23 protein-coding genes are annotated in these 23,742 nt (G+C 69.4%); 14 read left to right on the top strand and 9 right to left on the bottom strand.

The window, feature by feature from the left end; all coding sequences use genetic code 11:
- Window positions 1-55 precede the first annotated feature (55 nt).
- Window positions 56-997, top strand: a complete 942-nt coding sequence (locus GV007_RS15270; RefSeq protein WP_236558530.1) for an asparaginase — start codon at window positions 56-58, stop codon at window positions 995-997.
- A 656-nt stretch (window positions 998-1,653) separates the two neighbouring features.
- Here GV007_RS15270 and purM read toward each other — a convergent pair.
- The gene (gene purM / locus GV007_RS15265; RefSeq protein ID WP_160073892.1) at window positions 1,654-2,760 is read right to left on the bottom strand and encodes a phosphoribosylformylglycinamidine cyclo-ligase; all 1,107 of its coding nucleotides are present in this window, start codon (window positions 2,758-2,760) and stop codon (window positions 1,654-1,656) included.
- A gap of 280 nt (window positions 2,761-3,040) precedes the next feature.
- Here purM and purF point away from each other — a divergent pair, with 280 nt between their 5' ends.
- The 4 genes from purF (at window position 3,041) to GV007_RS15245 (ending at window position 6,694) form a co-directional block, all read left to right on the top strand.
- Window positions 3,041-4,498, top strand: coding sequence for an amidophosphoribosyltransferase (gene purF, locus GV007_RS15260; RefSeq protein WP_104240160.1), 1,458 nt, complete (start codon window positions 3,041-3,043; stop codon window positions 4,496-4,498).
- 144 nt (window positions 4,499-4,642) lie between these two features.
- A complete protein-coding gene (locus tag GV007_RS15255; protein ID WP_160073890.1) occupies window positions 4,643-5,275 on the top strand; it encodes a biotin transporter BioY in 633 nt (210 codons plus the stop codon).
- A gap of 51 nt (window positions 5,276-5,326) precedes the next feature.
- Window positions 5,327-6,028: an energy-coupling factor ABC transporter ATP-binding protein gene (locus GV007_RS15250; RefSeq protein WP_160073888.1), complete on the top strand. Its 702-nt coding sequence runs from the start codon at window positions 5,327-5,329 to the stop codon at window positions 6,026-6,028.
- Window positions 6,029-6,079: 51 nt separating this feature from the next.
- The gene (locus GV007_RS15245) at window positions 6,080-6,694 is read left to right on the top strand and encodes an energy-coupling factor transporter transmembrane component T family protein (protein WP_160073886.1); all 615 of its coding nucleotides are present in this window, start codon (window positions 6,080-6,082) and stop codon (window positions 6,692-6,694) included.
- 25 nt (window positions 6,695-6,719) lie between these two features.
- On the opposite strand, the gene GV007_RS15240 is transcribed toward GV007_RS15245, so the two are convergent.
- Window positions 6,720-7,151: a hypothetical protein gene (locus GV007_RS15240; RefSeq protein WP_160073884.1), complete on the bottom strand. Its 432-nt coding sequence runs from the start codon at window positions 7,149-7,151 to the stop codon at window positions 6,720-6,722.
- Window positions 7,152-7,265: 114 nt separating this feature from the next.
- Window positions 7,266-7,640 carry a sterol carrier family protein gene (locus GV007_RS15235; protein WP_416362270.1) on the bottom strand — a complete coding sequence of 125 codons (375 nt, stop codon included), beginning with the start codon at window positions 7,638-7,640 and terminating at the stop codon, window positions 7,266-7,268.
- A gap of 130 nt (window positions 7,641-7,770) precedes the next feature.
- On the opposite strand from GV007_RS15235, the gene purD reads away from it, so the two are divergent.
- From purD to GV007_RS15215, 4 genes are all read left to right on the top strand, one after another.
- Complete coding sequence (purD, locus tag GV007_RS15230) at window positions 7,771-9,054, top strand: phosphoribosylamine--glycine ligase (RefSeq protein ID WP_160073880.1); 1,284 nt, start codon at window positions 7,771-7,773, stop codon at window positions 9,052-9,054.
- Complete coding sequence (locus GV007_RS15225) at window positions 9,051-9,944, top strand: phosphoribosylaminoimidazolesuccinocarboxamide synthase (protein WP_160073878.1); 894 nt, start codon at window positions 9,051-9,053, stop codon at window positions 9,942-9,944. The genes purD and GV007_RS15225 overlap by 4 nt, the downstream gene beginning before the upstream one ends.
- Before the next feature lie 212 nt (window positions 9,945-10,156).
- A complete protein-coding gene (locus GV007_RS15220) occupies window positions 10,157-11,698 on the top strand; it encodes a SulP family inorganic anion transporter (protein ID WP_201297719.1) in 1,542 nt (513 codons plus the stop codon).
- 48 nt (window positions 11,699-11,746) lie between these two features.
- Window positions 11,747-12,055 (top strand): DUF1905 domain-containing protein, encoded by a 309-nt coding sequence (locus GV007_RS15215; protein WP_160073876.1) that lies wholly within the window; start codon window positions 11,747-11,749, stop codon window positions 12,053-12,055.
- A gap of 20 nt (window positions 12,056-12,075) precedes the next feature.
- Here the strand turns inward: GV007_RS15215 and GV007_RS15210 are convergent, their stop codons facing one another.
- The gene (locus tag GV007_RS15210; protein ID WP_236558529.1) at window positions 12,076-13,557 is read right to left on the bottom strand and encodes an MFS transporter; all 1,482 of its coding nucleotides are present in this window, start codon (window positions 13,555-13,557) and stop codon (window positions 12,076-12,078) included.
- 93 nt (window positions 13,558-13,650) lie between these two features.
- Here GV007_RS15210 and GV007_RS15205 point away from each other — a divergent pair, with 93 nt between their 5' ends.
- On the top strand, window positions 13,651-14,364 hold the full coding sequence (locus GV007_RS15205) for a TetR/AcrR family transcriptional regulator (RefSeq protein WP_160073872.1): 714 nt from the start codon (window positions 13,651-13,653) through the stop codon (window positions 14,362-14,364).
- Between the two features lie 323 nt (window positions 14,365-14,687).
- Here GV007_RS15205 and GV007_RS15200 read toward each other — a convergent pair whose 3' ends face one another.
- The 3 genes from GV007_RS15200 to GV007_RS15190 all read right to left on the bottom strand — a co-directional run bounded on the left by GV007_RS15200 (window position 14,688) and on the right by GV007_RS15190 (window position 18,308).
- Entirely contained in the window at window positions 14,688-15,800 is a 1,113-nt protein-coding gene (locus GV007_RS15200; protein WP_160073870.1) for a transaldolase family protein, read from the bottom strand.
- Window positions 15,801-16,047: 247 nt separating this feature from the next.
- The gene (locus tag GV007_RS15195) at window positions 16,048-16,905 is read right to left on the bottom strand and encodes a hypothetical protein (RefSeq protein ID WP_160073868.1); all 858 of its coding nucleotides are present in this window, start codon (window positions 16,903-16,905) and stop codon (window positions 16,048-16,050) included.
- Window positions 16,905-18,308, bottom strand: coding sequence for an AI-2E family transporter (locus tag GV007_RS15190; RefSeq protein ID WP_160073866.1), 1,404 nt, complete (start codon window positions 18,306-18,308; stop codon window positions 16,905-16,907). The genes GV007_RS15195 and GV007_RS15190 overlap by 1 nt, the downstream gene beginning before the upstream one ends.
- Window positions 18,309-18,473: 165 nt before the next feature.
- On the opposite strand from GV007_RS15190, the gene purS reads away from it, so the two are divergent.
- From purS to GV007_RS15175, 3 genes are read left to right on the top strand one after another with little or no spacing between them, the layout of a single operon-like run.
- Window positions 18,474-18,839 (top strand): phosphoribosylformylglycinamidine synthase subunit PurS, encoded by a 366-nt coding sequence (purS, locus tag GV007_RS15185; protein WP_160073864.1) that lies wholly within the window; start codon window positions 18,474-18,476, stop codon window positions 18,837-18,839.
- Window positions 18,836-19,540 (top strand): phosphoribosylformylglycinamidine synthase subunit PurQ, encoded by a 705-nt coding sequence (purQ, locus tag GV007_RS15180; RefSeq protein ID WP_104240145.1) that lies wholly within the window; start codon window positions 18,836-18,838, stop codon window positions 19,538-19,540. Before purS ends, purQ begins: the two co-directional genes overlap by 4 nt.
- Before the next feature lie 33 nt (window positions 19,541-19,573).
- A complete protein-coding gene (locus GV007_RS15175) occupies window positions 19,574-20,080 on the top strand; it encodes a DUF3817 domain-containing protein (protein ID WP_160073862.1) in 507 nt (168 codons plus the stop codon).
- A gap of 109 nt (window positions 20,081-20,189) precedes the next feature.
- Here GV007_RS15175 and GV007_RS15170 read toward each other — a convergent pair whose 3' ends face one another.
- Together GV007_RS15170 and GV007_RS15165 are read right to left on the bottom strand one after the other, a co-directional pair.
- Window positions 20,190-21,218: an ATP-dependent 6-phosphofructokinase gene (locus tag GV007_RS15170; RefSeq protein ID WP_160073860.1), complete on the bottom strand. Its 1,029-nt coding sequence runs from the start codon at window positions 21,216-21,218 to the stop codon at window positions 20,190-20,192.
- 192 nt (window positions 21,219-21,410) lie between these two features.
- Complete coding sequence (locus tag GV007_RS15165) at window positions 21,411-22,931, bottom strand: MFS transporter (RefSeq protein WP_160073858.1); 1,521 nt, start codon at window positions 22,929-22,931, stop codon at window positions 21,411-21,413.
- Window positions 22,932-22,985: 54 nt separating this feature from the next.
- On the opposite strand from GV007_RS15165, the gene GV007_RS15160 reads away from it, so the two are divergent.
- Window positions 22,986-23,540 carry a TetR/AcrR family transcriptional regulator gene (locus tag GV007_RS15160; RefSeq protein WP_160073856.1) on the top strand — a complete coding sequence of 185 codons (555 nt, stop codon included), beginning with the start codon at window positions 22,986-22,988 and terminating at the stop codon, window positions 23,538-23,540.
- Window positions 23,541-23,742 lie beyond the last annotated feature (202 nt).

Here is a 23,742-nt window from a genome sequence, read left to right as displayed (position 1 = left end):
TGCGGGAAGTCAACCCTCAGCGCGCGCGGAAGCCAAACCGGGTAGAAATGACCACGTGACGACCTCATCCTCGCTCCCGCTCATCGCCGTCATCGCGACGGGCGGCACCATCGCCAGCACGACGACGGCATCGGGCGCGACCACGCCGAGCCTCGGGGCGGATGCCCTGCTCGAGGGAACCGCGGCGCAGGGCGCCGAGCTGCGCGCCGTGAACCTCATGGCCGTCGACTCGTCGAGCCTCACACTCGCCGACATGCAGTCGATCAGCGACGAGGTGCGGCGCCAGGTCGAGGACGACGAGGTCAGCGCCGTCATCGTGCTGCACGGCACCGACTCGATGGAGGAGACCTCGCTGCTCACGGACCTGCAGCTCGAGAGCGACAAGACCGTCGTCTTCACCGGCTCACAGTTCACGGCCGAGTCGGAGTCGCCGGACGGGCCGGCGAACGTCGCGGCAGCCCTCGCCGCCGCACTCGACCCGAAGAACCGCGGCCGAGGCGTGCTCATCGCGTTCGGCGGCAGGCTCCTCAAGTCGTGGGGGCTGACGAAGGCCTCAGCAGACCGCGCGGACGCGTTCCGCAGCGTCACCGACAAGCCCGCCCGCCGCCTGCACCTTCCCGCGCCCGTCGCCGGCATGCGCGTCGACACCGTCGCGGTCAGCCCCGGCGCCGACGCGACCCACCTGCACGCGAGCCTCGAGGCCGGCGTGCAGGGCATCGTCCTCGTCGGCCTCGGCTCAGGCAATGCGAGCCAGAGCGTCGTCTCGGCGGCCTGGGAATGCCAGGCATCGGACATCCCGCTCGTCGTGTCGAGCCGCGTGCCGTTCGGCGTGCTCAAGGCCAGCTACGGCGGGGGCGGCGGCGGACACGACCTCGCGGTTGTCGGCGCCATCCACGCGGCCGTCCTGCGGGCCGGTCAGGCGCGCATCCTGCTCGCCGCCCTCATCGCCAACGAGGCGACGTCAGAGGAGATCGCTGCGGCCTTCGCCGCCGAGTAGCGCCGCGCCGCCGCCAGGGGCCGCCCGCCGCGCCAGCCGGCCCCTGGCGCGTGACCAACATCCGTGCAATATCGGCGCGCGTGGCCCCGAAACCGGCTCAACGCACGTGTATTGCACGCAAGTTGGTCACGGCCCCGCCGCACCGCCCTGTTCAGCCACCGGGGCACCGCTCGCGCGCACGACCGCCGCAGCCGCCTCGCTGGGTCATCCGCCTCGCTGGGTCCTCCGCCTCGCTGAGTCATCCGCCTCGCTGGGTCTTACTCTGCCGCCGTGACACCGCCGCCGCATGACCATCATCCGTGCAATATCGGCGCCCGTGGCCCCGAAACCGGCTCGACGCACGTGTATTGCACGCAAGTTGGTCACGGCCCCGCCGCACCGCCCTGTTCAGCCACCGCGCTGAGCCGCCTCTGAGCCAGCCACCGCGCCAATCGCCGCGCTGAGGCTCGCTGCGCCGCCGCACCACCGCCCGCGCATGACGCCGAGCCAGCGCCAGCGCCGGCGCGACCAACATCCGTGAGAATACGGCGTCCGCAGTCCCGAAACCTGCTCAACGCACGCGTCGATCACGCAAGTTGGCCGCCTCGCGGGCGGATGCCGCCGGGTGGCCGCCACCACCTCACCTGTCGGCGAGAAGCGGCGGCTCGCGTTCTGCCCTAGCTGGCGTAGCTGCCGACGAGGCGCACCGCGCCGCCATCGACGCCCTTGGCGCCCTGCTCGAAGCCCTCGAAGTCACGCGACTCGGTCGAGATCGTGCCGGCAACCCACGACGGTAGGCCAGCGGCTTCGAGCCACTCGACGACCGCGGATGCACGCTGGGCGTCGACGACGGCGAACATCCCGATCCCGAGGTTCCAGGTGCCTTCCGTCGACTCGAGGTCGGTGCCAGCGAACCCCGCGAGGACGCGGAAGATGTCGTTCGGCGACCAGGCGCCGCGGTCGAGCTCGATCCAGGCACCCTGCGGGAGGACCCGCGCGAGGTTGGCGGCGATGCCGCCGCCGGTGACGTGGCTGAAGGCGTGCACGGCGCCGTCGAGGGCAGGCTCGGCGAGGAGCTTGACGAGGGGGCCGGTGTAGAGGCGGGTCGGCTCGAGGAGCACTTCGCCGACGACGCCGCCGAGCTCGGCGGAGGTGTCGGTGAAGGCGAGGCCCTGGTCGGCGACGATGCGGCGCACGAGCGAGTAGCCGTTCGAGTGGAGGCCGCTCGAGGCGATCGAGATGACGACGTCGCCGTGCTGCACGCGCTCAGGCCCGAGCATCCGGTCAGCCTCGACGACGCCGACCGCGGCGCCTGCCACGTCGTAGTCGTCGGGGCCGAGGAGGCCAGGGTGCTCTGCGGTCTCGCCGCCCGTGAGTGCGGTGCCGGTCTCGGCGCACGCCTTCGCGATGCCCTCGACGATCGAGGCGATGCGCTCCGGCACGACCCGACCGCAGGCGATGTAATCGGTCATGAAGAGGGGCTCGGCGCCCACGACGACGATGTCGTCGACGACCATGGCCACGAGGTCCTGGCCGATCGTGTCGTGCTTGTCGATCGCCTGCGCGATCGCGACCTTCGTGCCGACGCCGTCTGTCGACGTGGCGAGGATCGGCTTCGTGAACGAGGTCAGACGCGAGGCGTCGAAGAGGCCGGCGAAACCGCCGACTCCCCCGAGCACTTCCGGTCCGTGGGTCGCCTGGACGGCGCGCTTCATGAGCTCGACGGCGGTGTCACCCGCACGGGTGTCGACGCCAGCGGCGGCGTAGAGGTCGTTGCCTGACACAGAATGCCCTTTCCTCGGGGGGATGCGCCCAACAGCCTAGTGCGCCGCGAACGTGACGCCGGAAGCGAACCCTCTACACGCGGGTGCGCGCGGATCCGCGAGCTGTGACAAAATCGGAAAATCGTTCAGGGCGCCTCGGTGCCTCATCACACTCGTGGCCCTCGCGGGCCCCGTCGAAACTGTGGCCCTCGCGGGCCCGGTCAAATCCGTGGCCCTCGCGGGCCCGGTCAAATCCGTGGCCCTCGCGGGCCCGCTTACCTGTGCTTGGAGCTCCCCCAGCGTGTGCGGCATTGTTGGTCACGTCTCGACCAGTCCCGTCAACCAACAGATCTACGATTCCCTCCTGCTCCTGCAGCATCGCGGTCAGGATTCGTCCGGCATCGCGACGGCGGACGGTGACACCTTCCACATCGCGAAGGTCAAGGGCCAGGTGCGGGAGGGCTACCGCACCCGCGACATGCGGAACCTGCTCGGCAACGTCGGCCTCGGCCACGTCCGCTACGCGACGGCCGGCAGCGCGAAGAGCGACGACGAGGTGCAGCCGTTCTACGTGAACGCGCCCTACGGCATCGTCCTCGTGCACAACGGCAACCTGACGAACACGCGAGAGCTGCGCAAGGAGCTCTTCAACGTCGACCGCCGGCACCTGAACTCGTCGAGCGACACGGAGCTGCTGCTCAACGTCCTCGCGAACGAGCTGCAGCACGGCATCAACGGGGACGAGCTCACGCCGGATGACCTGTTCGACGCGATCTCGCGCCTGCACGACCGCGTCGAGGGCTCCTACGCATCCGTGGCCCTGCTCTCCGGACACGGACTGCTCGCGTTCCGCGACCCGTTCGGCATCCGCCCCCTCGTGCTCGGTCGACGCGACGACGAGCACGGCCGCGACGAGTGGGTCGTGGCGTCCGAGTCGCTGGTGCTGGAGTCCGGCGGCTACGACCTGGTCCGCGACGTGGAGCCGGGCGAGGCCATCTTCATCACGATGGGCGGCGAGCTGTACTCGCGCCAGTGCGCCGTGAACCCGCGCCTCGTGCCGTGCTCGTTCGAGTACGTGTACCTGGCCCGCCCCGACTCCGTCATGAACGGCATCTCCATCTACGAGTCGCGCCTGCGCATGGGGAAGACCCTCGCCTCGAAGGTGGAGCGCAGCATCACCGCCGGCGACATCGACGTGGTCATGCCCATCCCGGACTCGGGCCGACCGACCGCGATGGAGATGGCGAAGACCCTCGGCATCGACTACCGCGAGGGCTTCTACAAGAACCGCTACGTGGGCCGGACGTTCATCATGCCAGGGCAGAAGGTGCGCAAGAAGTCGGTGCGCCAGAAGCTCAACGCGCTCCCGACGGAGTTCCGCGGCAAGAACGTGCTGCTCGTCGACGATTCGATCGTGCGCGGCACGACGTCGAAGGAGATCGTCGAGATGGCGCGTCAGGCTGGCGCGAACTCGGTGACGTTCGCGTCCGCTGCTCCCCCGGTGCGTTACCCGCACGTCTATGGCATCAACATGCCGTCGCGCGGCGAGCTCGTGGCCTCCGGAAGGTCGATCGAGGAGATCGCGTCGGTCATCAGCGCCGACCGCCTCGTGTACCAGGAGGTCGGAGACCTGTTCACGGCCATCACCGAGGGCTCCGACGTGAAGGAGCTCGACATGAGCTGCTTCGACGGCAAGTACGTGACGGGCACCGTGACTCCCGAGTACCTGGCCTGGCTCGAGCTCAACACGAAGAGCTAGCCGGGCGGGACAGACCTCCGGGAAACGCATGTTCGTTGCACGACGAGCATGCGTTTTCCATAGGTTCCGAAGGGGATGCTCGATGCGGTTCGACTGCAGCGACGGGGTCGGTGCGCAGGTCTGCGCGCCGGTAGAGTCCCGTGCATGACCGACGCGCACCCCGCACCCCGCAATCGCACGCGCGACCTCACGCAGGTCGCCGTGTTCGCCGGCATCGTGGCCGCGCTCGGAGTGGTGCCGGCCATCACGATCCCCGGCCCTGGAGTGCCGATCACCCTGCAGACGCTCGGCGTCATGCTCGCCGGCGCCGTGCTCGGCTCGAAGCGCGGCTTCTCGGCGCTGCTGCTCTTCGACGTCCTGGTGCTCGCCGGGCTCCCGCTTCTCGCGGGCGGCCGGGGTGGGCTCGCGGTGCTCGCGAGCCCCACGGTCGGCTACTTCATCGGCTTCCCCATCGCGGCGTTCGCGGTCGGCTGGCTCGTCGAGCGCTTCGGCAGCCCGTTCCGCATCCTCCCCGGCATCGTCTCGACGGCCGTCGGGGGCGTGTTCGTGCTCTACCTGCCCGGGATCATCGGCGTCGCCCTCGTGGCGAAGATCGGCTTCGGGGCCGCGGCGCTGTCGGCACTCGCCTTCCTGCCGGGCGACCTCGCGAAGGCCGTCATCGCGGCGGTCATCGCGCGAGGTGTGCACAAGGCCTACCCGGGGCTGCTCCCCGACCGGCGGCGGCGCGACCGGCCGACCTCGCCCGACCAGGCAACGGCACCGGCAGTGGATGCGTGAGGCCGGGGCCGTCGTCGTACCCCGCGGGTGCCTCCTGAGCCGGTGCCGCGCATGATCGAGCTGCGCGACGTCAGCGTGAGCTTCGGCGAAGGCGCGCAGCGTCGCTCCGTGCTCGACGGTATCTCCGTGACACTCGGCGAGCAGCGGATCGGCGTCATCGGCGCGAACGGCTCCGGGAAGTCGAGCCTGGCGCGACTGCTCAACGGGCTGCTGCTGCCCTCGAGCGGGACCGTCTCGGTCGAGGGCTTCGACACGAGGCGCGCCGGCAGGGAGGTGCGGCGACGGGTGGCGTTCTGCTTCACCGACCCCGACTCGCAGATCATCATGCCAACCGTGGGCGAGGATGTCGCCTTCGGGCTCGGTCGGCGCGGTCTGAGCAGGGCGGAGATCGCCGCACGCACGGCTGCGGCGCTCGAGCAGGTCGGTCTCGCCGACCGCGCCGACCATCCAGCGCATCTGCTCTCCGGAGGGCAGAAGCAGCTGCTCGCCCTCGCGGCCGTGCTCGTGACCGAGCCGAGCATCCTCGTGCTCGACGAGCCGACGACGCTCCTCGATCTGCGCAACTCGCGCGCGATCGCGGCGCGCATCGCCACGCTCCCCCAGCAGGTGGTCCTCGTGACGCACGATCTCGAGATCCTGGAGGGCTTCGACCGCGTGCTCGTGGTGCACGAGGGGCGCCTCCACTTCGACGGTCCGCCACGGGATGCGGTTTCCGCCTATCGCGCTGCTGTCTCCCTCGAGGGCGGGCTGTGACTCCCCCTCCCGCGACCGCGACCGCGACGGCGACGGCGACGGCGACGGCTCGTGGCTGACCGAGGAACAGCGCTGGCCGTCTACGTGCCGGGCGGCTCCGTCATCCATCGCCTGCCGGCCGGCTTGAAGCTGCTCGCGCTCGTGGCCGCCGGGGCGGCCGTGCTCGCGCTCGGCTCACCGCTCTCCGCCGGCATCGCCGTCGCGGTCGCGGCGCTCGGCTTCGCGGCGGCGCGCCTTGGCCCTCGATACGCGTGGCGCGGCGTGCGCCCGACCTGGATCTTCCTGCTCGGCATCTTCGCCTTCCAGTGGTGGACCGCCGACCTGTCTCGGGCCGTCGGCGTCGTCGGCTCGATCGTCGCTCTGGTGCTCGCGGCGACACTCGTGAGCCTCACAACCCGCACCACGGACATGATCGACGCCATCGTCTGGCTGCTCGCGCCGCTGCGTCGAGTGGGCATGAACCCCGACCGCGTCGCCCTGCAGCTCGCCCTCGGCGTGCGCGCGGTGCCCCTCGTCGCCGAGCTCGCCGAGACCGCGAGGCAGGCACAGTACGCGCGGGGCCGTCGCGGCAGCCCGCGGGCCTTTGCCGTGCCACTCGTCGTTCGGGCGCTGCGTCGTGCCGACGCTATGTCCGACGCCTTGCACGCAAGGGGCCTCGACGACTGACGATGGCCCGCCTACCGCTGGTGCGCTAGGAGCGGTTCTCGACCTCGTCTGCGCGGATCAAGCGCGCGTCGACCGAGCGCTTCGCGGACACGCGGCCCGCGATGTACCCGGCGATGCCGCCGAGCGCGAGCGTGACGGGCACCGTGAATGCGAGGAGGAACGCGAACACCTGGATGCGGGAGAACACCTCGTTGGGCGGGAACGCGAAGGTGAGGATCGTCACCAGGACGACGCCGACGATCGCACCGAGCACGAGGAAGCTGCTCATGCGAGGGACGTGGTGCACCCTCGCCGCCATCTCCCGAACACCGTCGTCCACGTCTTCGTCCTGCTCCTCGAACTCGGCGAGTTCAGCGTCGTAGCCCTCGAACTCGCGTCCGGCGTCGACCTCGCGGCCTGCCATGGTGTCGGCGCCCTCTTCGGGGCGCGACTGAGTGGGTTCGTTCTCGCGGAGCATGCATCCATTGTCGCGCAGTTCGCGGGGAGCGTTCGCAGACTCCGATGGAGCGCCGGGGAGCTCCAGCGAGCAGGGCGGGCAGGGCGGGCAGACCGTGCAGGCGGGACGCGCTTGTCAGCGGCGCACGAGCGGCAGCCAGGGAGAGACGTCGGCGCGGGTTCCGGATGCGCGCACCCGGTTCGCCTCGAACGCCTCCTGCCAGCTCGCGCGGCCAGTGGCGAGCTCGAGCCAGGTGTCGACGTCGAGCTCGATGACGTTCGGCGGCGTGCCGCGGGTGTGGCCTGGGCCCTCCACACACTGCACGGCGCCGAACGGCGGCACCCGCACCTCGACGCTCGCGCCCGGGGCACGGTCTTCGAGAGCCTGCAGGGTGTAGCGGACGGCCATCGCGGCGTCGGCGCGGAGCGTTGGGCGACCCGCGGCGCGGGCTTCGCTCCAGGCGGTGATGGCTCCGAGCCCTGCGGCGTCGGCGATTCGGGGTTTCGGCACACCCCCATTGTGCGACAGGCCCGGCGCGCAGGGTGCGAACGCGGTGCCGTCCGTGGCGGCCAGGTGTCGCCGTGCGGTCATCTGCGTTCACGCGGCGGCGCGAGCCGTCGTCCCCGGTTAGGCTGGTGCGGTGAGAATTCTCGTCCTCGGATCCGGTGCCCGCGAGCACGCAATTGTTGCCGCCCTCCACAGCGAGCGCGCACACTCGATCGTCACGGCCCCGGGCAACCCCGGCATCGCCGCTGAGTCTGAGGTGATTCGGCTCGACGTGAATAACCCGTCGCTTGTCACCGACTTCGCCAAGGACGAGAACTTCGACCTCGTCGTCATCGGACCTGAGGCCCCACTCGTCGCGGGTGTCGCCGACGCCCTGCGCGAGGCCGGCATCCCCGTCTTCGGCCCGTCGAAGGCCGCCGCGACGATCGAGGGCTCGAAGACGTTCGCGAAGGACGTCATGTCCCGCTCCGGTGTCCCCACCGGTGGCGCGCGCCTCGCGGAGACGCTCGACGAGGTGGCCGCCGCCATCGACGAGTTCGGTGCGCCATACGTCGTGAAGGCCGACGGCCTCGCCTCGGGCAAGGGCGTCATGGTGACCGAGAGTCGCGAGGATGCGCTTGTCCACGCCGAGCACTGGCTCGCTGCCGGGCCCGTGCTGGTCGAGGAGTTCCTCGACGGCCAGGAGGTCTCGCAGTTCGTCTTCTCCGATGGCGTCAACGTGCGGGCGCTCCCGCCTGCCCAGGACTTCAAGCGCCTCCTCGCCGGTGACGAGGGGCCGAACACCGGCGGCATGGGCGCATACACTCCCGTCCCGTTCCTCAACGAGCGCTTCGGCGGAGAGCGCGCCTTCTCGAAGCTCGTCGTCGATCAGGTCGCGAAGCCGGTCGTCGACGAAATGCGCGCCGCCGGCACCCCGTTCGCCGGGCTCCTCTACTGCGGGCTCATCGTCACGAGCGCGGGCATCCGCGTCATCGAGTTCAACGCTCGCTTCGGCGACCCCGAGACGCAGGCCGTGCTCGAGCGTCTCGACCAGCCGCTCTCCGAGCTCCTCTACGCGTCCGCGACCGGCACCCTCGGGCACCTGCCCGAGGAGCTCGCGATCGCCGACAACGCGGCGGTCACGATCGTGCTCGCGAGCGAGGGCTACCCGGAGGACGTGCAGTCGGGCCGCACCATCGCCGGGGTTCCGGATGCACTGGCTGAGCCGAACGTGAAGGTGCTGCAGGCGGCGACCACGCAGCGCGACGACGACACCCTCGTGACGAGCGGCGGCCGCATCCTCAACGTCGTCGGAACCGGAGCGACGATCGCCGAGGCTCGCGCGTTCGCCTACCAGGGCCTGTCGCGCATCCACATCGACGGCGCCCAGTACCGCGCGGATATCGCGGAGCTCGCCGCCCGCGAGCAGCAGTCGTGACCGACGCCGCCAACGCTCCAGCCCTCGAGGGCTGGTCGCATGTGTCGTCCGGCAAGGTCCGTGAGGTGTACGAGACCGCCGACGACAACCGCGTACTGCTGGTCGTCGCGAGCGACCGCGTGAGCGCGTTCGACCACATCCTCTCCCCCGGCATCCCCGGCAAGGGCGCACGCCTGACGGCGCTGAGCCGGTGGTGGTTCGATCGCATCGACGTGCCGAACCACCTCCGCGAGCCGTCCGGGTGGGGCACCGCATTGCCGGCCGACACCGCGGCACGCTCCATGCGTGTCGTGCGCCTCGAGATGTTCCCCGTCGAGTGCGTCGTGCGCGGCTACCTGACCGGCTCCGGACTCCTCGAGTATCGCGAGCACGGCACCGTGTGCGGCATCCAGCTGCCGCTTGGCCTCGAGGACGGCGACCGGCTGCCGACGCCGATCTTCACCCCCGCGTACAAGGCGCCCCAGGGTGAGCACGACGAGAACATCAGCTTCGAGAGGATGATCGAGCTCGTCGGCCTCGACGACGCCGTCGCGCTGCGCGATCTCTCGCTGCGCATCTTCCGAGAGGCATCGGCCATCGCCGAGGATCGCGGAGTGATTCTGGCCGACACGAAGTTCGAGTTCGGGCGCAACCCAGCCAACGGTGAGATCACGATCGGCGATGAGGTACTCACGAGCGACTCGTCCCGATACTGGGATGCGACGCTCTACGCCGACGAGAGCCTGCCGCTGAAGCAGCGCCTGTCGTCGTTCGACAAGCAGATCGTTCGCGACTGGCTCTCCGCGAATTGGGACAAGCAGGGGCAGCCGCCTGAGCTTCCCGCCGAGGTCATCGAGCGCACGCAGGCGCGCTACGCGGAGCTCTTCGACCGCCTGGGCGTCCGCGCCTAGGCCCGCCTAGGTCCGTCCGACGCCCCTGGAACGCAGCTCCGCCTTGGGCGCCTGCTCGTCTCGTCGTAGAATCGCCGTCGGCGGCGCACGCACTGCCGCCCTCCGCTGGGCTTGACGACCCGGACTCCCTCCTGGAATCCCGCACGCGCATCCGCGTGTGCCCGCACCGGCCGTTCCCTTCGCACTCCTCCCTTCGAGACTGGAACTCCGCCGTGACCTCCTCCCACGCCTCCGCGCCCGCTGCAGCTTCGGCGGCCCCGGCCTCGCTCTCCCCCGAGCAACGCCAGTCGGTGCTCCGCACCCTGCGGTCGCCGCGCCTCCTCAAGGTCGAGGTGCTCGGTGGACTGGTCGTGGCTCTCGCGCTCATCCCCGAGGCGATCGCCTTCTCGGTCATCGCGGGCGTCGATCCTCGGGTCGGCCTCTTCGCCTCCTTCACGATGGCGGTCTCCATCGCGATCCTCGGCGGCAGGCCCGCCATGATCTCCGCGGCGACGGGCGCCGTCGCCCTCGTGATCGCGCCCCTCATGGCCTCACACGGCCTCGACTACCTCATCGCCGCAGTCCTCCTCGCGGGGGTCCTGCAGGTGCTCCTCGCAGTGCTCGGGGTGGCGAAGCTCATGCGCTACATCCCGCGCCAGGTGATGGTCGGCTTCGTCAACGCGCTCGCGATCCTCGTGTTCCTGGCGCAGGTGCCGGAGCTGCTCGGGGTGCCGTGGCTCGTGTATCCGCTCACCGCGCTCGCGCTCGTCATCGTGTTCGGCCTGCCTCGGCTGACGACCGCCGTACCGGCCCCGCTCGTCGCCATCGTCGTGCTCACGCTCATCACGGTGCTCGCGTCGGTCACCGTGCCGACCGTTGGCGACAAGGGAGAGCTGCCGAGCACGCTGCCCGGATTCTTCATCCCGGATGTGCCCCTCACCTTCGAGACACTCCAGCTGCTGTTCCCCTTCGCGCTCGCGATGGCGTTCGTCGGGCTGCTCGAGTCGCTCATGACGGCGAAGCTCGTCGACGACATCACCGACACCCGCTCCAGCAAGACGCGGGAGGCGTGGGGGCAGGGGGCCGCGAACATCATCACCGCCTTCTTCGGTGGGATGGGCGGTTGCGCGATGATCGGGCAGACGATGATCAACGTGAAGGCGTCCGGCGCTCGCACGCGCATCTCGACGTTCCTCGCCGGCGTCTTCCTCCTCCTGCTGGTCGTGCTGCTTGGCGACCTGGTGGCGCTCATCCCGATGGCCGCGCTCGTCGCCGTGATGATCTTCGTCTGCTGGGCGACGTTCGACTGGCACTCGATCCGCCCGTCGACGCTGCGCGGCATGCCCCTGAGCGAGACCGCCGTCATGCTCGTGACGGTCGTCGCGACCGTCACGACCCACAACCTCGCGATCGGCGTCGGCGCCGGCGTGCTGTGTGCGGTGCTGCTCTTCGCGCGCCGCGTCGCACACGTCGTGCAGGTGCGCCGCACGCTCTCGGAAGACAGCACCCTGGCTTCGTACGCGGTGACGGGGCAGCTGTTCTTCGCCTCGTCGAACGACCTGTACGCGCAGTTCGACTACGCCGCCGACCCGGCACTCGTGGTCATCGACCTGAGCGCGGCGCACGTCTGGGACGCGTCGACGGTCGCCGCCCTCGACGCGGTGATCGAGAAGTACGAGAAGCACGGCGCCTCCGTGGAGGTCGTCGGCCTCAACGACGAGAGCGAGACCCGCCTGCAGCGGATGCGCGACGTGCTGCCGGGCGGCGGGCACTAGAGCCGCTCAGGGCTCGCCGCGAGCCGCCCCGTGCGCGATCATGGACGCATGGAGTTCTCGTTCTCGAATCCGCTGTGGCGCTGGGAGAAGCGGCGCGAGCTGTGGACGTTCGTGAGCCTCAGCGAGGACGCCTCCGACAGGATCGCCGCGGCCACGGAGCGCTTCACGCACGGCTTCGGCTCGGTGCGGGTCGAGGCGACCGTCGGCGGATCCACGTGGCGCACCTCGATCTTCCCGAGCGACGCCACCTACATCCTGCCCATCAAGAAGGCCGTGCGGGATGCCGAGGGACTCGAACTGGATGCGCCCGTCGTCGGCAAGGTGCGCCTCGTCGATGTGAAGGCCCCGCAGCAGTAGGGGCGCATCCAGCCGCACTCCTAGTGCGCGAGTACGGGAGCTGCCCCCACCTCCGCCGGTTCCTGGCTGAGGGATGCGCCCTGACCGCGGCGGCGGAACAGCAGCGCGGAGACCACGGCCCCGACCGCGAAGAAGCCTGCACCCCACCAGTAGGCGGCCGCGTAGCTCGCGATCATCGAGTCGCCGACCGCTGCGGGCCCGTGCTCGACGAGGTAGTCGGCGGCGGCGGTCGCGGCAAGCGTGTTCAGCAGGGCCGTGCCGATCGACCCGCCCACCTGCTGGCTCGTGTTGACCATGGCCGACGCGACGCCCGCGAACTGGCGGTCGACGCCGAGCGTCGCCGTCTGCATCGACGCCGGCATGATCGTGCCCATCGCGAACCCGATGAGCATGAGCGGCGGCATGACGTGCCCCGCATACGTGCTCGACGCATCCAGGAACGTGAGCCACACCATGCCGCTCGCGCCGAGCGACATGCCGATCGGGACGAGCACCTTCGGACCGAAGCGCGGCACCAGCAGGTTCGTGCCGAGCTGAGCCGCGAGCACGAGCATCCCGATCATTGGCAGGAACGCGAGACCGGTCTGGATCGGCGAGTAGCCGAGCGTGAGCTGCAGGTAGTACGTGACGAAGAGGAAGATCCCGAACATGCCAGCACCGGCGATCATGACCGACAGGTAGGCGGCACCTCGGTTGCGGTCGCGGACGATGAAGAGCGGCAGCAGCGGATGCCCGGCACGCGTCTGCCAGAGCACGAACGCCGCGAGGAGCACCACGGCGCCTGCGAGCATGCCCCACGTGAGCGGGGAGTCCCAGCCGTCGGTCTCGGCGTTCGAGAAGCCGTAGACGAGGCCGAAGAGGCCGCCGGAGACGAGGAGGGTGCCCGGGATGTCGAGCTTCGGGCGCGGGCCGGATCGCGAGATGGAGGGAACGTAGATGACCGCGCCGACCAGGGCGACCGCTGCGATGGCGACGTTGATGTAGAGATTCCAGCGCCAGTCGAACGCCTCGGTGAGCACGCCACCCAGGAGCAGGCCGACGGCTCCGCCTGCACCGGCGATCGCGCCGAACACACCGAAGGCGCGGGCGCGCTCCTTCGGGATCGTGAAGGTCGTGGTGAGCACGGCGAGGGCGGTGGGGGCGAGCAGTGCGCCGAAGACTCCCTGCAGTGCTCGTGCAGCGACGAGCAGCTCGAACGAGGGCGCGGCACCGCCCAGCGCTGAGGCGATGGCGAAGCCGATCAGGCCGATGACAAACGTGCGCTTGCGGCCCATGAGGTCGGAGAGGCGACCTCCGAGCAGCAGCAGGCTTCCGAAGGCGAGCGAGTACGCGGTGACGATCCACTGTCGCTGGCCGTCGGAGAAGTCGAGGTCGGCCTGCGCCGACGGCAGGGCGATGTTGACGACAGTCGCGTCGAGGACCACCATCAGCTGGGCGAGGCCGACGACGATCAGCGTGAGCCAGCGGCGACCGTCGGTCGCAGGGGTTGAGGTTTCGGTCATGCGGCTCACCATATACGAGACTGAGTCGTTTCGGATACCTTGAGTTTCGTAATGTCGCGAGCTAGGCTGTGACCACGACGAGAGGTGGTTTCGATGACGCAGACTGACCTCGCCGACAGCTCCCCCACAGCACCGGCGACCGAGGCGACAGGAGCGGCGACCGCACCCGAGGCACCGACCTCGCAGCCCCCGGCAAGCGCCGAGAAGAAGCCAAGACTCGGCCGCAAGCGCGACCACACGCGAGACACCGACATCCTTGAAGCGGCACTGGATGTGCTCGCCGAGACGGGCTACGACGGCATGACGATCGACATGGTCGCGACCCGCGCGAAAGCCGGCAAGGCGACGCTCTACCGGCGCTGGGCCTCGAAGTCAGACCTCGTGCTCGACGCCGTCGCCTGCATGAAGTCGAAGGACCTGGACCTCGCCGCCCTCCCGGACACGGGCTCCCTGCGCGGCGACCTGGTCGCGATGGTGCGCCCACCGAGCATCCGCGACGCCGAGCGCAAGCTCAACGTCATGACGGGCGTCGTCTCGATGATCGCCCGCGACCCCGAGATGGCCGCGGCAGCCCACGAGGCCATCGTCGCGCCCAGGGCAGCCGCCAACCGCGCCATCTTCGAGCGGGCGATCGAGCGCGGGGAGATCTCCGCCGACGTCGACCTCGAGACCCTGAGCATGATCGCGCCGGCCATGGCCGCCTTCCGAACGCTCATCCTGCACCGCTCCCCCGACCGCGACTTCCTCATCGGCATCATCGACAACGTCGTGCTGCCGGCCGCCCAGCGCGGCGCACCCACGAGCTGAGCCTCCGCCCGGCGCAAGAGTCAGCCGGAAGCACCCGCCCGAGGCGAGAAGCCTGCGTCTCCCTCACTCTTGTTGCGGTTCTGGGGAGGAGAAGGGGCGGGAGAGGGCAGACGGATCCGGGGCGCTCCGAAAGCAGGGGTGCGCATGCGCGGGGCGCGCAGAAGGGGAGGCGCCTGGGCTTTCCTCGCGAGAAAACGACGGCCCCTCCCCTGCGCCGTCCCACTGATTGAGCAGCAGGCGGGATGAGCTCGGCACGCTCCGGGTTTCGCGACTCGGTGCGGCCGAACTCAGTTCAGGAAGCGGATACGGCAGACCTGCGCTCGCTACGCGGCGGGCACCAGGATGTCGCGCACAAGCGCGTCGAGCTGCGCATCCGCGTCGAGGAACTGGCGGAGCGTGTTGCGTGCCGCGCCGAAGTCCTGGAACTCCTCAGGAGTCATGCCCTCAACCTCGTAGGCCCGGCGGAACTCACTGAGGGTGTTCAGCTCCTCGAGGATCCCGGCTTCCACGGGGACGCCGATGCGATCCGCGACGGGGATGTCGTTCTCGTTGATGCGCGCCTGCCAGTCGAACGGCGGCGAGACGACGAGGTCTCCGCCCACGAGTTCCGACCACTGGAGCTGGTTGCGGAACGCCGCCGAGAGCACGCGGCTGCGGTAGCCGCGCTCCTGGAACACGGCGTGCGCTCGCTTGAGCGCCGCGACACCTGCCCACTCGAGGATGCCCGGAGTGACGAGGATGCGATTGGCGGTCGTCCACTTCTTGAGCCAGTCATCGAGGCGCCCACCCATGATGGTGACGACGTGCCCGAACTCCTGCTCGGGGAGACCGTCGGCGGCTCGGCGCTCGAGGGCACGCTCGAGGGCAGCACCGACCGCGACAGCCTGCGGCACGGTGAAGCTGAGGGTCGCGTTGATGCTGACGCCGCGGTAGGCCGCTTCCTCCATGGCCTCGATTCCCGTCTTCGTGGCGGGGATCTTCACGATGATGTTCCTCGCGAGCTTCGAGAACTCCTCGGCCTGGTCGGCGAGGGCAGCCGCGTCGCGGTGCAGGCGCGGGTCGGTCTGGATGGAGAGGCGGCCGTTGCGGCCTCCGCTGCGCTCGAACTCCGGCTCGAGGAGGAGGGCGGCGTTGATCGAGAGGTCGCGCACGGCCTGCCAGCCGATCTCCGACTCGCCCCAGGTGGGGTTCAGCGCCGCGATCTCCTTGATGCGCGGGCCCCAGACGTCAGGGCGCTTCTTGATGGCCGCGAAGGCGATGACGGGGTTGCAGGTGGCGCCGACCGCGCCGAACTCGATGGACCTCGTGAGCTCGTCGGGGTCTGCGGAGTCGTTCCAGAGGGCGGTCTTCGTGTTCTGCGCCGCCCAGGCGAGGGGTGCGAGCTTCGTGGCTGGAGTGCCGTTGTCACTGGACGGCGCTGTGTCGAGCAGGGTCATGCTGATCTCCTCATCGGTGGCGGATGGCCGGGTTCGCCGGTGCCGCGGCGGCCGCACACCCCGAGGTCCGAGGCGTCAGGCCTCGCGGGCCATCACCGACGTGGATGCTCGCCTTCGAGTCCGTGTCGGCCGATACCCACCTGCCGCATATGTCCTGACATTATCACAACAGGTTTTGGATGCGCCAGAGGTCCGCTTGTCGCAGCCGGGGAGCAGGAGCCCGCCTACGTGCAGGTGTGCAGGGCCGCTATTCGCCACCACGGTCGGCGGCGCGCCCCTTCGGCGACGTGCTCTTCTGCGGCTTCCGCATGACCACGACTGCGACGACGGACGCGACGAGCAGGAGGGCGCTGAGCATTCCGAGCACCCAGAGCACGTCCCACAGGTAGCGGTCCCACCAGGAAGGTTCGAAGTCGACGATCGCGAGCCAGGTGTTCTGGAACGCCTCGACGGCGTTCCTTCCGCGAGCGTTGCTCTCGCCAGACACCCACAGCGACGGGGCGAGGAAGATCAGCATGAGCATGCCCGCGAAGGTCATCCGCTCGAGCCGGGCCCTGGCGATGCTTCCCTTCGGCGCTGGCTCGGCGTTGATCGACGCCGCCCGCGCGGGATCACGCCAGGACAGGACCGGAAGTACCACGAACACGAGGCCGACAAGCGCCCCGCAGAGCACGGCGGCGAACCCGACCAGCCAGGTGAGGAAGGCGTTGAGCAGGAGCTCGGCGACCGGTGATTCCGTCTCGTTGAGCTCCGGGACGATGCCGCCAGTCAGCGTCAGCACGAGCAGGAGCAGCGAACCGAGCAGCCAGGCGGCCGTGAACAGCACCGGCCCGACCACCATCGTTCGAACCATGAAGCGCCCGAGCAGCGGGCGGTCCGGGGTGTCAGGAAGGCTGAGGAGCTCGACGATCAGCCAGATGCCGAGGAGCGCGGGAGCCCCCATGCCCGCGTAGGCCCATGCGGAGCCGTCGTAAGGGAACTGCGTGATGTCGGCGATCGTGTACAGCGTCCAGACGCCGACGAGAACCGCCACCGCGATGCCCGCCGAGCTGAGCTCGGCGAGCATCCCCTTGCCCCGGATCCCCCGGGTGAGCTGGCTCCACATCAGGCGTCGGTGTTCGAGCCCTTGGCGTCGGTAGCGGCGCCGACAGCGGCGTCTTCTTCGCCGAGGCCCTTGCGCCACGGCAGCCGCGTGCGCATGTCGTCGGGAACCGCCTCGTCTTCCTGCAGCTTCTCGAGGGGCTCGTACCAGGCGCGGATGAGCGCCCAGCTGACGGCAGCGACCGGCACCGCGAGCAGCGTGCCGATGATGCCTCCCAGGATCGTGCCGACGGTCAGCGCGATGAGGACGACGAGCTCGTGCAGCTTGAGCGACTTGCCGAGCACGACCGGCTGGAGGAAGTTGCCCTCGAGCTGGTTGACGAGCACGACGATTCCGACGACGACGACGGCCGGGACGAGTCCGTTCGTGACGAGTGCGACGAGCGCCGCAAGGATACCCGCGAGCGTCGCTCCCACGATCGGGATGAAGGCGAGGATGAAGACGAGGACAGCGAGCGGGAAGGCCAGGGGCACCCCGACGATGGCGAGCCCGATGCCGATGAACACCGCATCCACGAGCGCGACGATAACCGTGCCGCGCACGTAGCCGCCCATGACCTCCACCGCACGAGACCCCATGAGGCGCGCGCGGCGCTGGTTGGCGCCCTTGAGCGGCTTCGTGAGGAAGCCCCAGATGAGCGGGCCGTCCTTCATGAAGAAGAAGAGGATGACGACGAAGAGCACGCCGCTCGTGATGAACGTGGTCACGCCGGAGATGCCGGCGGTGAGGCCGCTCGCCGCGGCGTTGCCGAACTGGCTCGTGAAGATGAAGTCCTGAGCCTGCCCGATCCACTCGTTGATCTGGTCTTGGTTGATCGTGAACGGCAGCGTGTTGTTGGCCCACTCGATGGCCTGGTTGAACCCCTGGACGGCCTGCTCGGAGAGCTCGGACCACTGGTTCCGCACGAGCAGCACGACCGTCGTGAGCGCGCCGCCGAGGAAGACGATGATCGCCAGCAGCACCGTGACGGTCGCCAAGGCCGGCGGCCACTTCTTGGACGTGAGGAACTTGATGATGGGCCACGCGGCGGCGGACACGATGAGCGCCAGCAGCACCGGGATGACGACGATCGTGACCTGCAGCCCCGCGAAGATCAGCAGTGTCGCGGCCGCAACGATGACCAGCCCCTGCAGCGCGCGAGTGGCGACTCGGCCGAGCTGGTCGGTCCACATGACGCCGACGCTCGTCGGGCGGCGCCCGCGGCCCTCGCCGTCGTCGGGCGCGTACGCCTGCACGGCGCTGCCGCCGACCATGACCTCGTCTCGTGCGGGGGCCTCGAGGTGCTCGACCGACCCGGCGGACTGCGCCGCCAGCTGGGCGGCCACGGAAGATGCGGAGGGGGCCGGCAGCGCAGGGCGAGCCGCTGGCTTGTCGCGGCCGAAGAGGCGCTTGAGCTTGTCGCTCATGGATGCTCCCAGAAGGTCGGTGAGGCGACCGGCGGAGGCGCCCGCCGTCGCGAAGATGTGACAAGGCTATGCGTGTGCACCGACATTGTGGACGAGCCTCGCGCATCCGCGCCTGACGGTAAGCTGGGGGCGTCTCTTTCCTCCATCGAATCGGAGCCGCTCCCGATGCCCAAGATCGTCGTCATCGTCATGCCGAAGCAGGAACTTCTCGACCCGCAGGGCAAGGCCGTCGCGGGCGCACTCTCGCGCCTCGGCAAAGACCACCTGCACGACGTGCGCGTCGGCAAGCGCTTCGAGATCACCACCGACCGCGAGGTCACTGCCGAGCTCATGGAGGAGATCTCGCAGGTCGCCGATGAGCTCCTCGCCAACGGAGTCATCGAGGACGTCATCTCCATCGACGTGCTTCCCGACGGCACCGAGACGCCGGAAGACGCCGACGAGCTCGACGACGCCGCCGCGGTCGAGACCGAGGACTCCCTCGCATCGGTCATCGCCGCCGAGGTGCAGTCGAAGGGCTCCGCTTCATGAGCCCCCGCATCGGCGTCATCACCTTCCCCGGCTCGCTCGACGACCGCGACGCCCAGCGCGCCGTTCGCCTTGCGGGCGGCGAGGCCGTCGCGCTCTGGCACGGTGAGCACGACCTGCACGGCGTCGACGCCATCATCCTCCCGGGCGGGTTCAGCTACGGCGACTACCTCCGCGCCGGCGCGATCGCGAGCCACTCGCCGATCATGGCCGAGGTCATCACGGCCGCCAACGCGGGCCTGCCCGTGCTCGGCATCTGCAACGGCTTCCAGATGCTCACCGAGGCGCACCTGCTGCCCGGCGGGCTCATCCGCAACGACCATGGCAAGTTCGTCTGCCGTGATCAGGTGCTGCGCGTCGAGAACAACGACACCGTCTGGACCAACGCGTACGAGAAGAGCGCGGAGATCACGATCCCGCTGAAGAACGGCGAGGGCGGCTTCATCGCCGACGACGAGACCCTCGCGCGCATCGAGGGCGAGGGCCAGGTCGCGTTCCGCTACGTCGACGTCAACCCGAACGGCTCCCGCAACGACATCGCCGGTCTCACGAACGAGCGCGGAAACGTGGTCGGCCTAATGCCGCACCCCGAGCACGCGGTCGAGCTCGGCTTCGGTCCGGACACGGCAACCCACATGGCCTCGGGCCTCGATGGGCTCCCGATCTTCCGCAGCGCCGTCGAGGCGCTGCTCGCGCGCGTCTAGACCTTGTCGCAGACGGAGAGCGCAGCGCAGCCGATGACGCAGACCCAGGTGCCCTCGCACGAGACCACCGCCGACGACCGGCGACTCACCCCGCGGGTCCTCCTGCGCGCCGTGTCGATCGGCGAGGCCATCACGTGGGCCCTGCTGCTCACGGGCATGTTCCTGAAGTACGTGACGCAGACCACCGACGTCCTCGTCTCAGTCGGCGGCTCACTGCACGGCGCCATGTTCATGGTCTACCTCGTCGTCACCGCGTTCGTCGGCATCAACCAGCGCTGGCCGTGGTGGATGTTCGGGCTCGGCTGGTTCGCCGCCATCCCGCCGTTCGCGACGCTCCTCTACGACTGGTGGGCAGAGCGGCGCGGCGCGCTCGAGGGCGGCTGGCGCGAGGCCCCGTCGAAGGGCTTCTCGCTGCAGCGCATCGTGCGCTGGTTCGTCGACCGCCCCATCACCATGAGCGCGGCCGTCATCGTCCTGGCCGTGGTCATCCTCACGGGCTCCCTCAGCGGCGCCCTCGTCGGCCCGACCGGCGCCCACTAGGCCCACTCGACCGGCGGAAGCAGACGGCTCCCAACACCCAAACGACACGAAGAGGGCGGATGCACGCGCATCCGCCCTCTTCGCTCGTCTCGGCCCTCGGGCCTCTGGCCTAGCGGCCGAAGAAGATCTTCGCCTGGTCCCAGCGATCCTGCGGCACGGTCTTGAGGCCGTCGAGCGCCTCCTCGAAGGCAACCGTCTGCATCTCGGTTCCGCGCAGGGCGACCATGTTGCCCCACTGCTTCGCATTGACCATGTCGACGGCGTACTGGCCGAAGCGGGTCGCGAGCACGCGGTCGAACCCGGTCGGGGCCCCGCCGCGCTGGATGTGGCCGAGCGTCGTGTTGCGGGTCTCGATGCCCGTCAGCTTCTCGAGCTCAGCGGTCACGTAGTCGCCGACGCCGCCAAGCAGCGGACGCCCGGAGACCTCGGTGCCCTGCGACAGCACGTCGTCCATACCCTCGGGGATGAAGCCCTCGGCGACGACGACAAGCGGGGAACGCCCACGCTGGTGGACCTCGGAGACCCACTCGGCGACCTGCGTCATGGGCACCTTCTGCTCCGGGATGAGCACGGCGTGAGCGCCAGCGGCCATTCCCGAGTGCAGGGCGATCCATCCGACGTTGCGACCCATGACCTCGGCGACCATGACGCGGTGGTGCGACTCGCCAGTCGTGCGGAGGCGGTCCATGGCGTCGGTCGCGATCTGCACGGCCGTGTCGAAGCCGAACGTGTAGTCGGTGGCCTGGAGGTCGTTGTCGATCGTCTTCGGCACGCCGACGACGGGGATGCCGGCGTCAGCGAGGCGCTTGGCTCCCGCGAGGGTGCCCTCTCCGCCGATCGCGATGAGCGCATCCACCGAGTGACGCTCGAGCATCACGGCGATGTTCTCGGGGCCGCCGTTCGGCCCGTCGAAGGGGTTGGTGCGGGACGTGCCGAGGATCGTGCCACCCTGCTTCGCGAGGCCGCGGACCTTGGTGCGAGGGAGATCCATGATGTCGCCCTCGGTGACACCACGCCAGCCGTCACGGAAGCCCACGAACTCGTTGTCGTAGGTCTTGATGCCGTGGAGCACGCTGCCGCGAATGACAGCGTTGAGTCCGGGGCAGTCGCCGCCGCTGGTCAGCAGTCCGATCTTCATGCGTTCGCTCTCCTCTGGGTGTGGCAAATCTCGCAAACAGCCATCACGGTCGAGTAGCCCACCCCACGGAAACGAGTTCAGTGCAGAAGCGGATTCCTGCGTTGGAAGACGGCTCGACAGCGACAGTACCGGGTCCGGGTGGCTTGCGCGATTTCGGAGACCGGATGAGGACGCCGCAGCGCGCGCCGTCGGCTAGGCCGTGGCCTTGCCGACCATGCGCAGCGCGAGGATGATCGCGCCCACCATGAGCACGGCCCCGACGGCCGACGTGACGGTGCTGCCGGCGTCGAACGCGTGGAACGCCGAGTCGAGGAGTGTCTGCGCCTGCGCGGTCATGCCGCCGGCCTCGAGCTCGTTCGAGACGTTCACGGCACCGGCGAGGGTCTCGCGGGCGGCATGCGCCTGCTCGGCCGTCGCCCCCTCCGGGACGACCATCCCGGAGCGGTAGCTCGCCGTGAGCACGCCGCCGAGGACGCTCGTGCCGAGCACCGCGCCCACCTCGTAGGCCGTCTCCGAGACGGCGGACGCCGCCCCCGCCTTGGCGGGCGGGACACTCGCGATGATGACGTCGTTGGAGAGCGTCTCGGCGATCGCGATGCCAGCCGCGAGGAGCGTGAATGCCGCGACGAGCATCCACAACGGGGCTGAGCCGCCCGTGATCGCCAGCGAGAGGTAGGCGAGGAACGCGAGTCCCAGGCCGAACGCCATGGCGATGTGCACCTTCACGCGGCGCACGACGCGCACGATGAGGAGCCCGGCGACGATCATCGTGACGGTTCCGGGGAGCAGCATGAGGCCAGCCTGCAGGGGCGTGAGGCCGAGGATGAGCTGCAGGTGCTGCGACAGGAAGAAGAGGAGCCCGACCAGCGCGACGACGCTCACGAGGTTCACGAGCACGGAGCCCGTGAACGCGGGCACCGCGAAGAGGCGCATGTCGAGGATCGGGTTCTCCTGCTTCAGCAGGCGACGCACGAACAGCCATCCGGAGAGGACGCCGATGAGGAGCGCACCGACCGAGATGAGGTCGATGCCGTCGGTCGCCGTGTGCTTGATCGCGAAGACGATGGGCGCGAGGGCCGCCATGGAGAGCAGGATCGCGGGAACGTCGATGGGGCCCGGGTTCGGGTCGCGCGACTCGGTGACGAGCAGCGGCGCGAAGATCAGAAGCGGCAGGAGGAACGGGACGGCGATGAGGAAGACGGAGCCCCAGTGGAAGTGCTCGAGGAGCACGCCGCCGACGATCGGGCCGATGGCCGTGCCCGCAGAGAAGCCCGTCGCCCAGACGGCGATGGCGAGGCGGCGCTGGGCGCGGTCGTGGAACATGCCGCGCAGCAGCGAAAGCGTGCAGGGCATGATCATGGCGCCGAAGAAGCCGAGGAGGAGTCGCGAGATGAGCAGCATCTCGGCGGAGACGGAGAAGGCTGCGAGCACGGAGACGAGCGCGAAGCCCGTCGAGCCGATGAGGAGCAGCTTGCGGCGGCCGATGCGGTCGCCGAAGGAGCCCATCGTGACGAGCAGACCCGCGAGGACAAGCGGGTAGATGTCGATGATCCAGAGCTGCATCGCGGCGCTCGGCTGGAGGTCGAGGGCGATGTACGGGAGGGCGAAGCTCAGGACCGTGTTGTCGATCGACACGAGGAGGACGGGGAGCATCAGCACCGCGAGGCCGAGCCATTCCTTCCGGCCCGCGCGCTGTTCGATCAGTGTGGTCATGAAAGAGGACTATACCGACCAGACGGTACAGTTGGCAACTGTAGGATGGCGGCCATGAGTTCAGCTAGAGACCGGATCCTGGACGCCTACGAGGAGTCGCTGACCACCGTGGGTGTCGCCGCGACCACGCTCGACGCAGTCGCCCGCATCGCCGGCGTCTCCAAGGGCGGGCTCATCTACCACTTCCCCTCCAAGGAGGCACTGGCGGACGCCCTCATCGAGCGCTTCACCGGCATGGCCCGCGCGAGCGCAGAACAGCTCCAGGGCGACGCGGCGTCGACCGTCCGGCACTTCATCGAGATGAGCAGCTCCGTCGGCGACGAGCTTGACACTGCCTGGCTCGCCGCGATGAACCTGTCCCGCAACGGCAACCAGAGCGCGACGCGCGCCATCCTCGAGCTCGAACGCTCCTGGCACGACGCGATCCTCGAATCGACCGGCAGCCCCCTCGTCGCCCACATGACCAAGCTCCTCGGCGACGGCCTCTACCACTCGAGCTCGTTTGTCACCGAGTCGCGCGAGAGCCTGCCGGAGGCCGCGAAGCTCCTGCCGAGCGACGAGGAACGCGAGGAGATCATCCGCACCCTCCTCGACCTGCTCGACGACTAGCCTCCTCCCGCCCGACCAGCTTCCGGGACGAAACGCGTCAGGCGGATCCCTCGGGCGAGGCTGACGTGCATCCATCACGGAAGTTGGTCACCGGGGATCACAAGCGGGCAGCGGGCCATCTGAGTGCAAGACGTGACCAGCATTCGTGCAATATTGGGCCCATATGGGCTTCACGCGCCAGATCTGTCGCATATTGCACTCA

Origin of the sequence: Pseudoclavibacter sp. 8L, assembly GCF_902506465.1 — a bacterium.
Classification (GTDB): Bacteria; Actinomycetota; Actinomycetes; order Actinomycetales; family Microbacteriaceae; genus Pseudoclavibacter.
The sequence above is the reverse complement of the archived record's forward strand: the minus strand, read 5'-3'. Positions and strand labels throughout refer to the sequence as shown.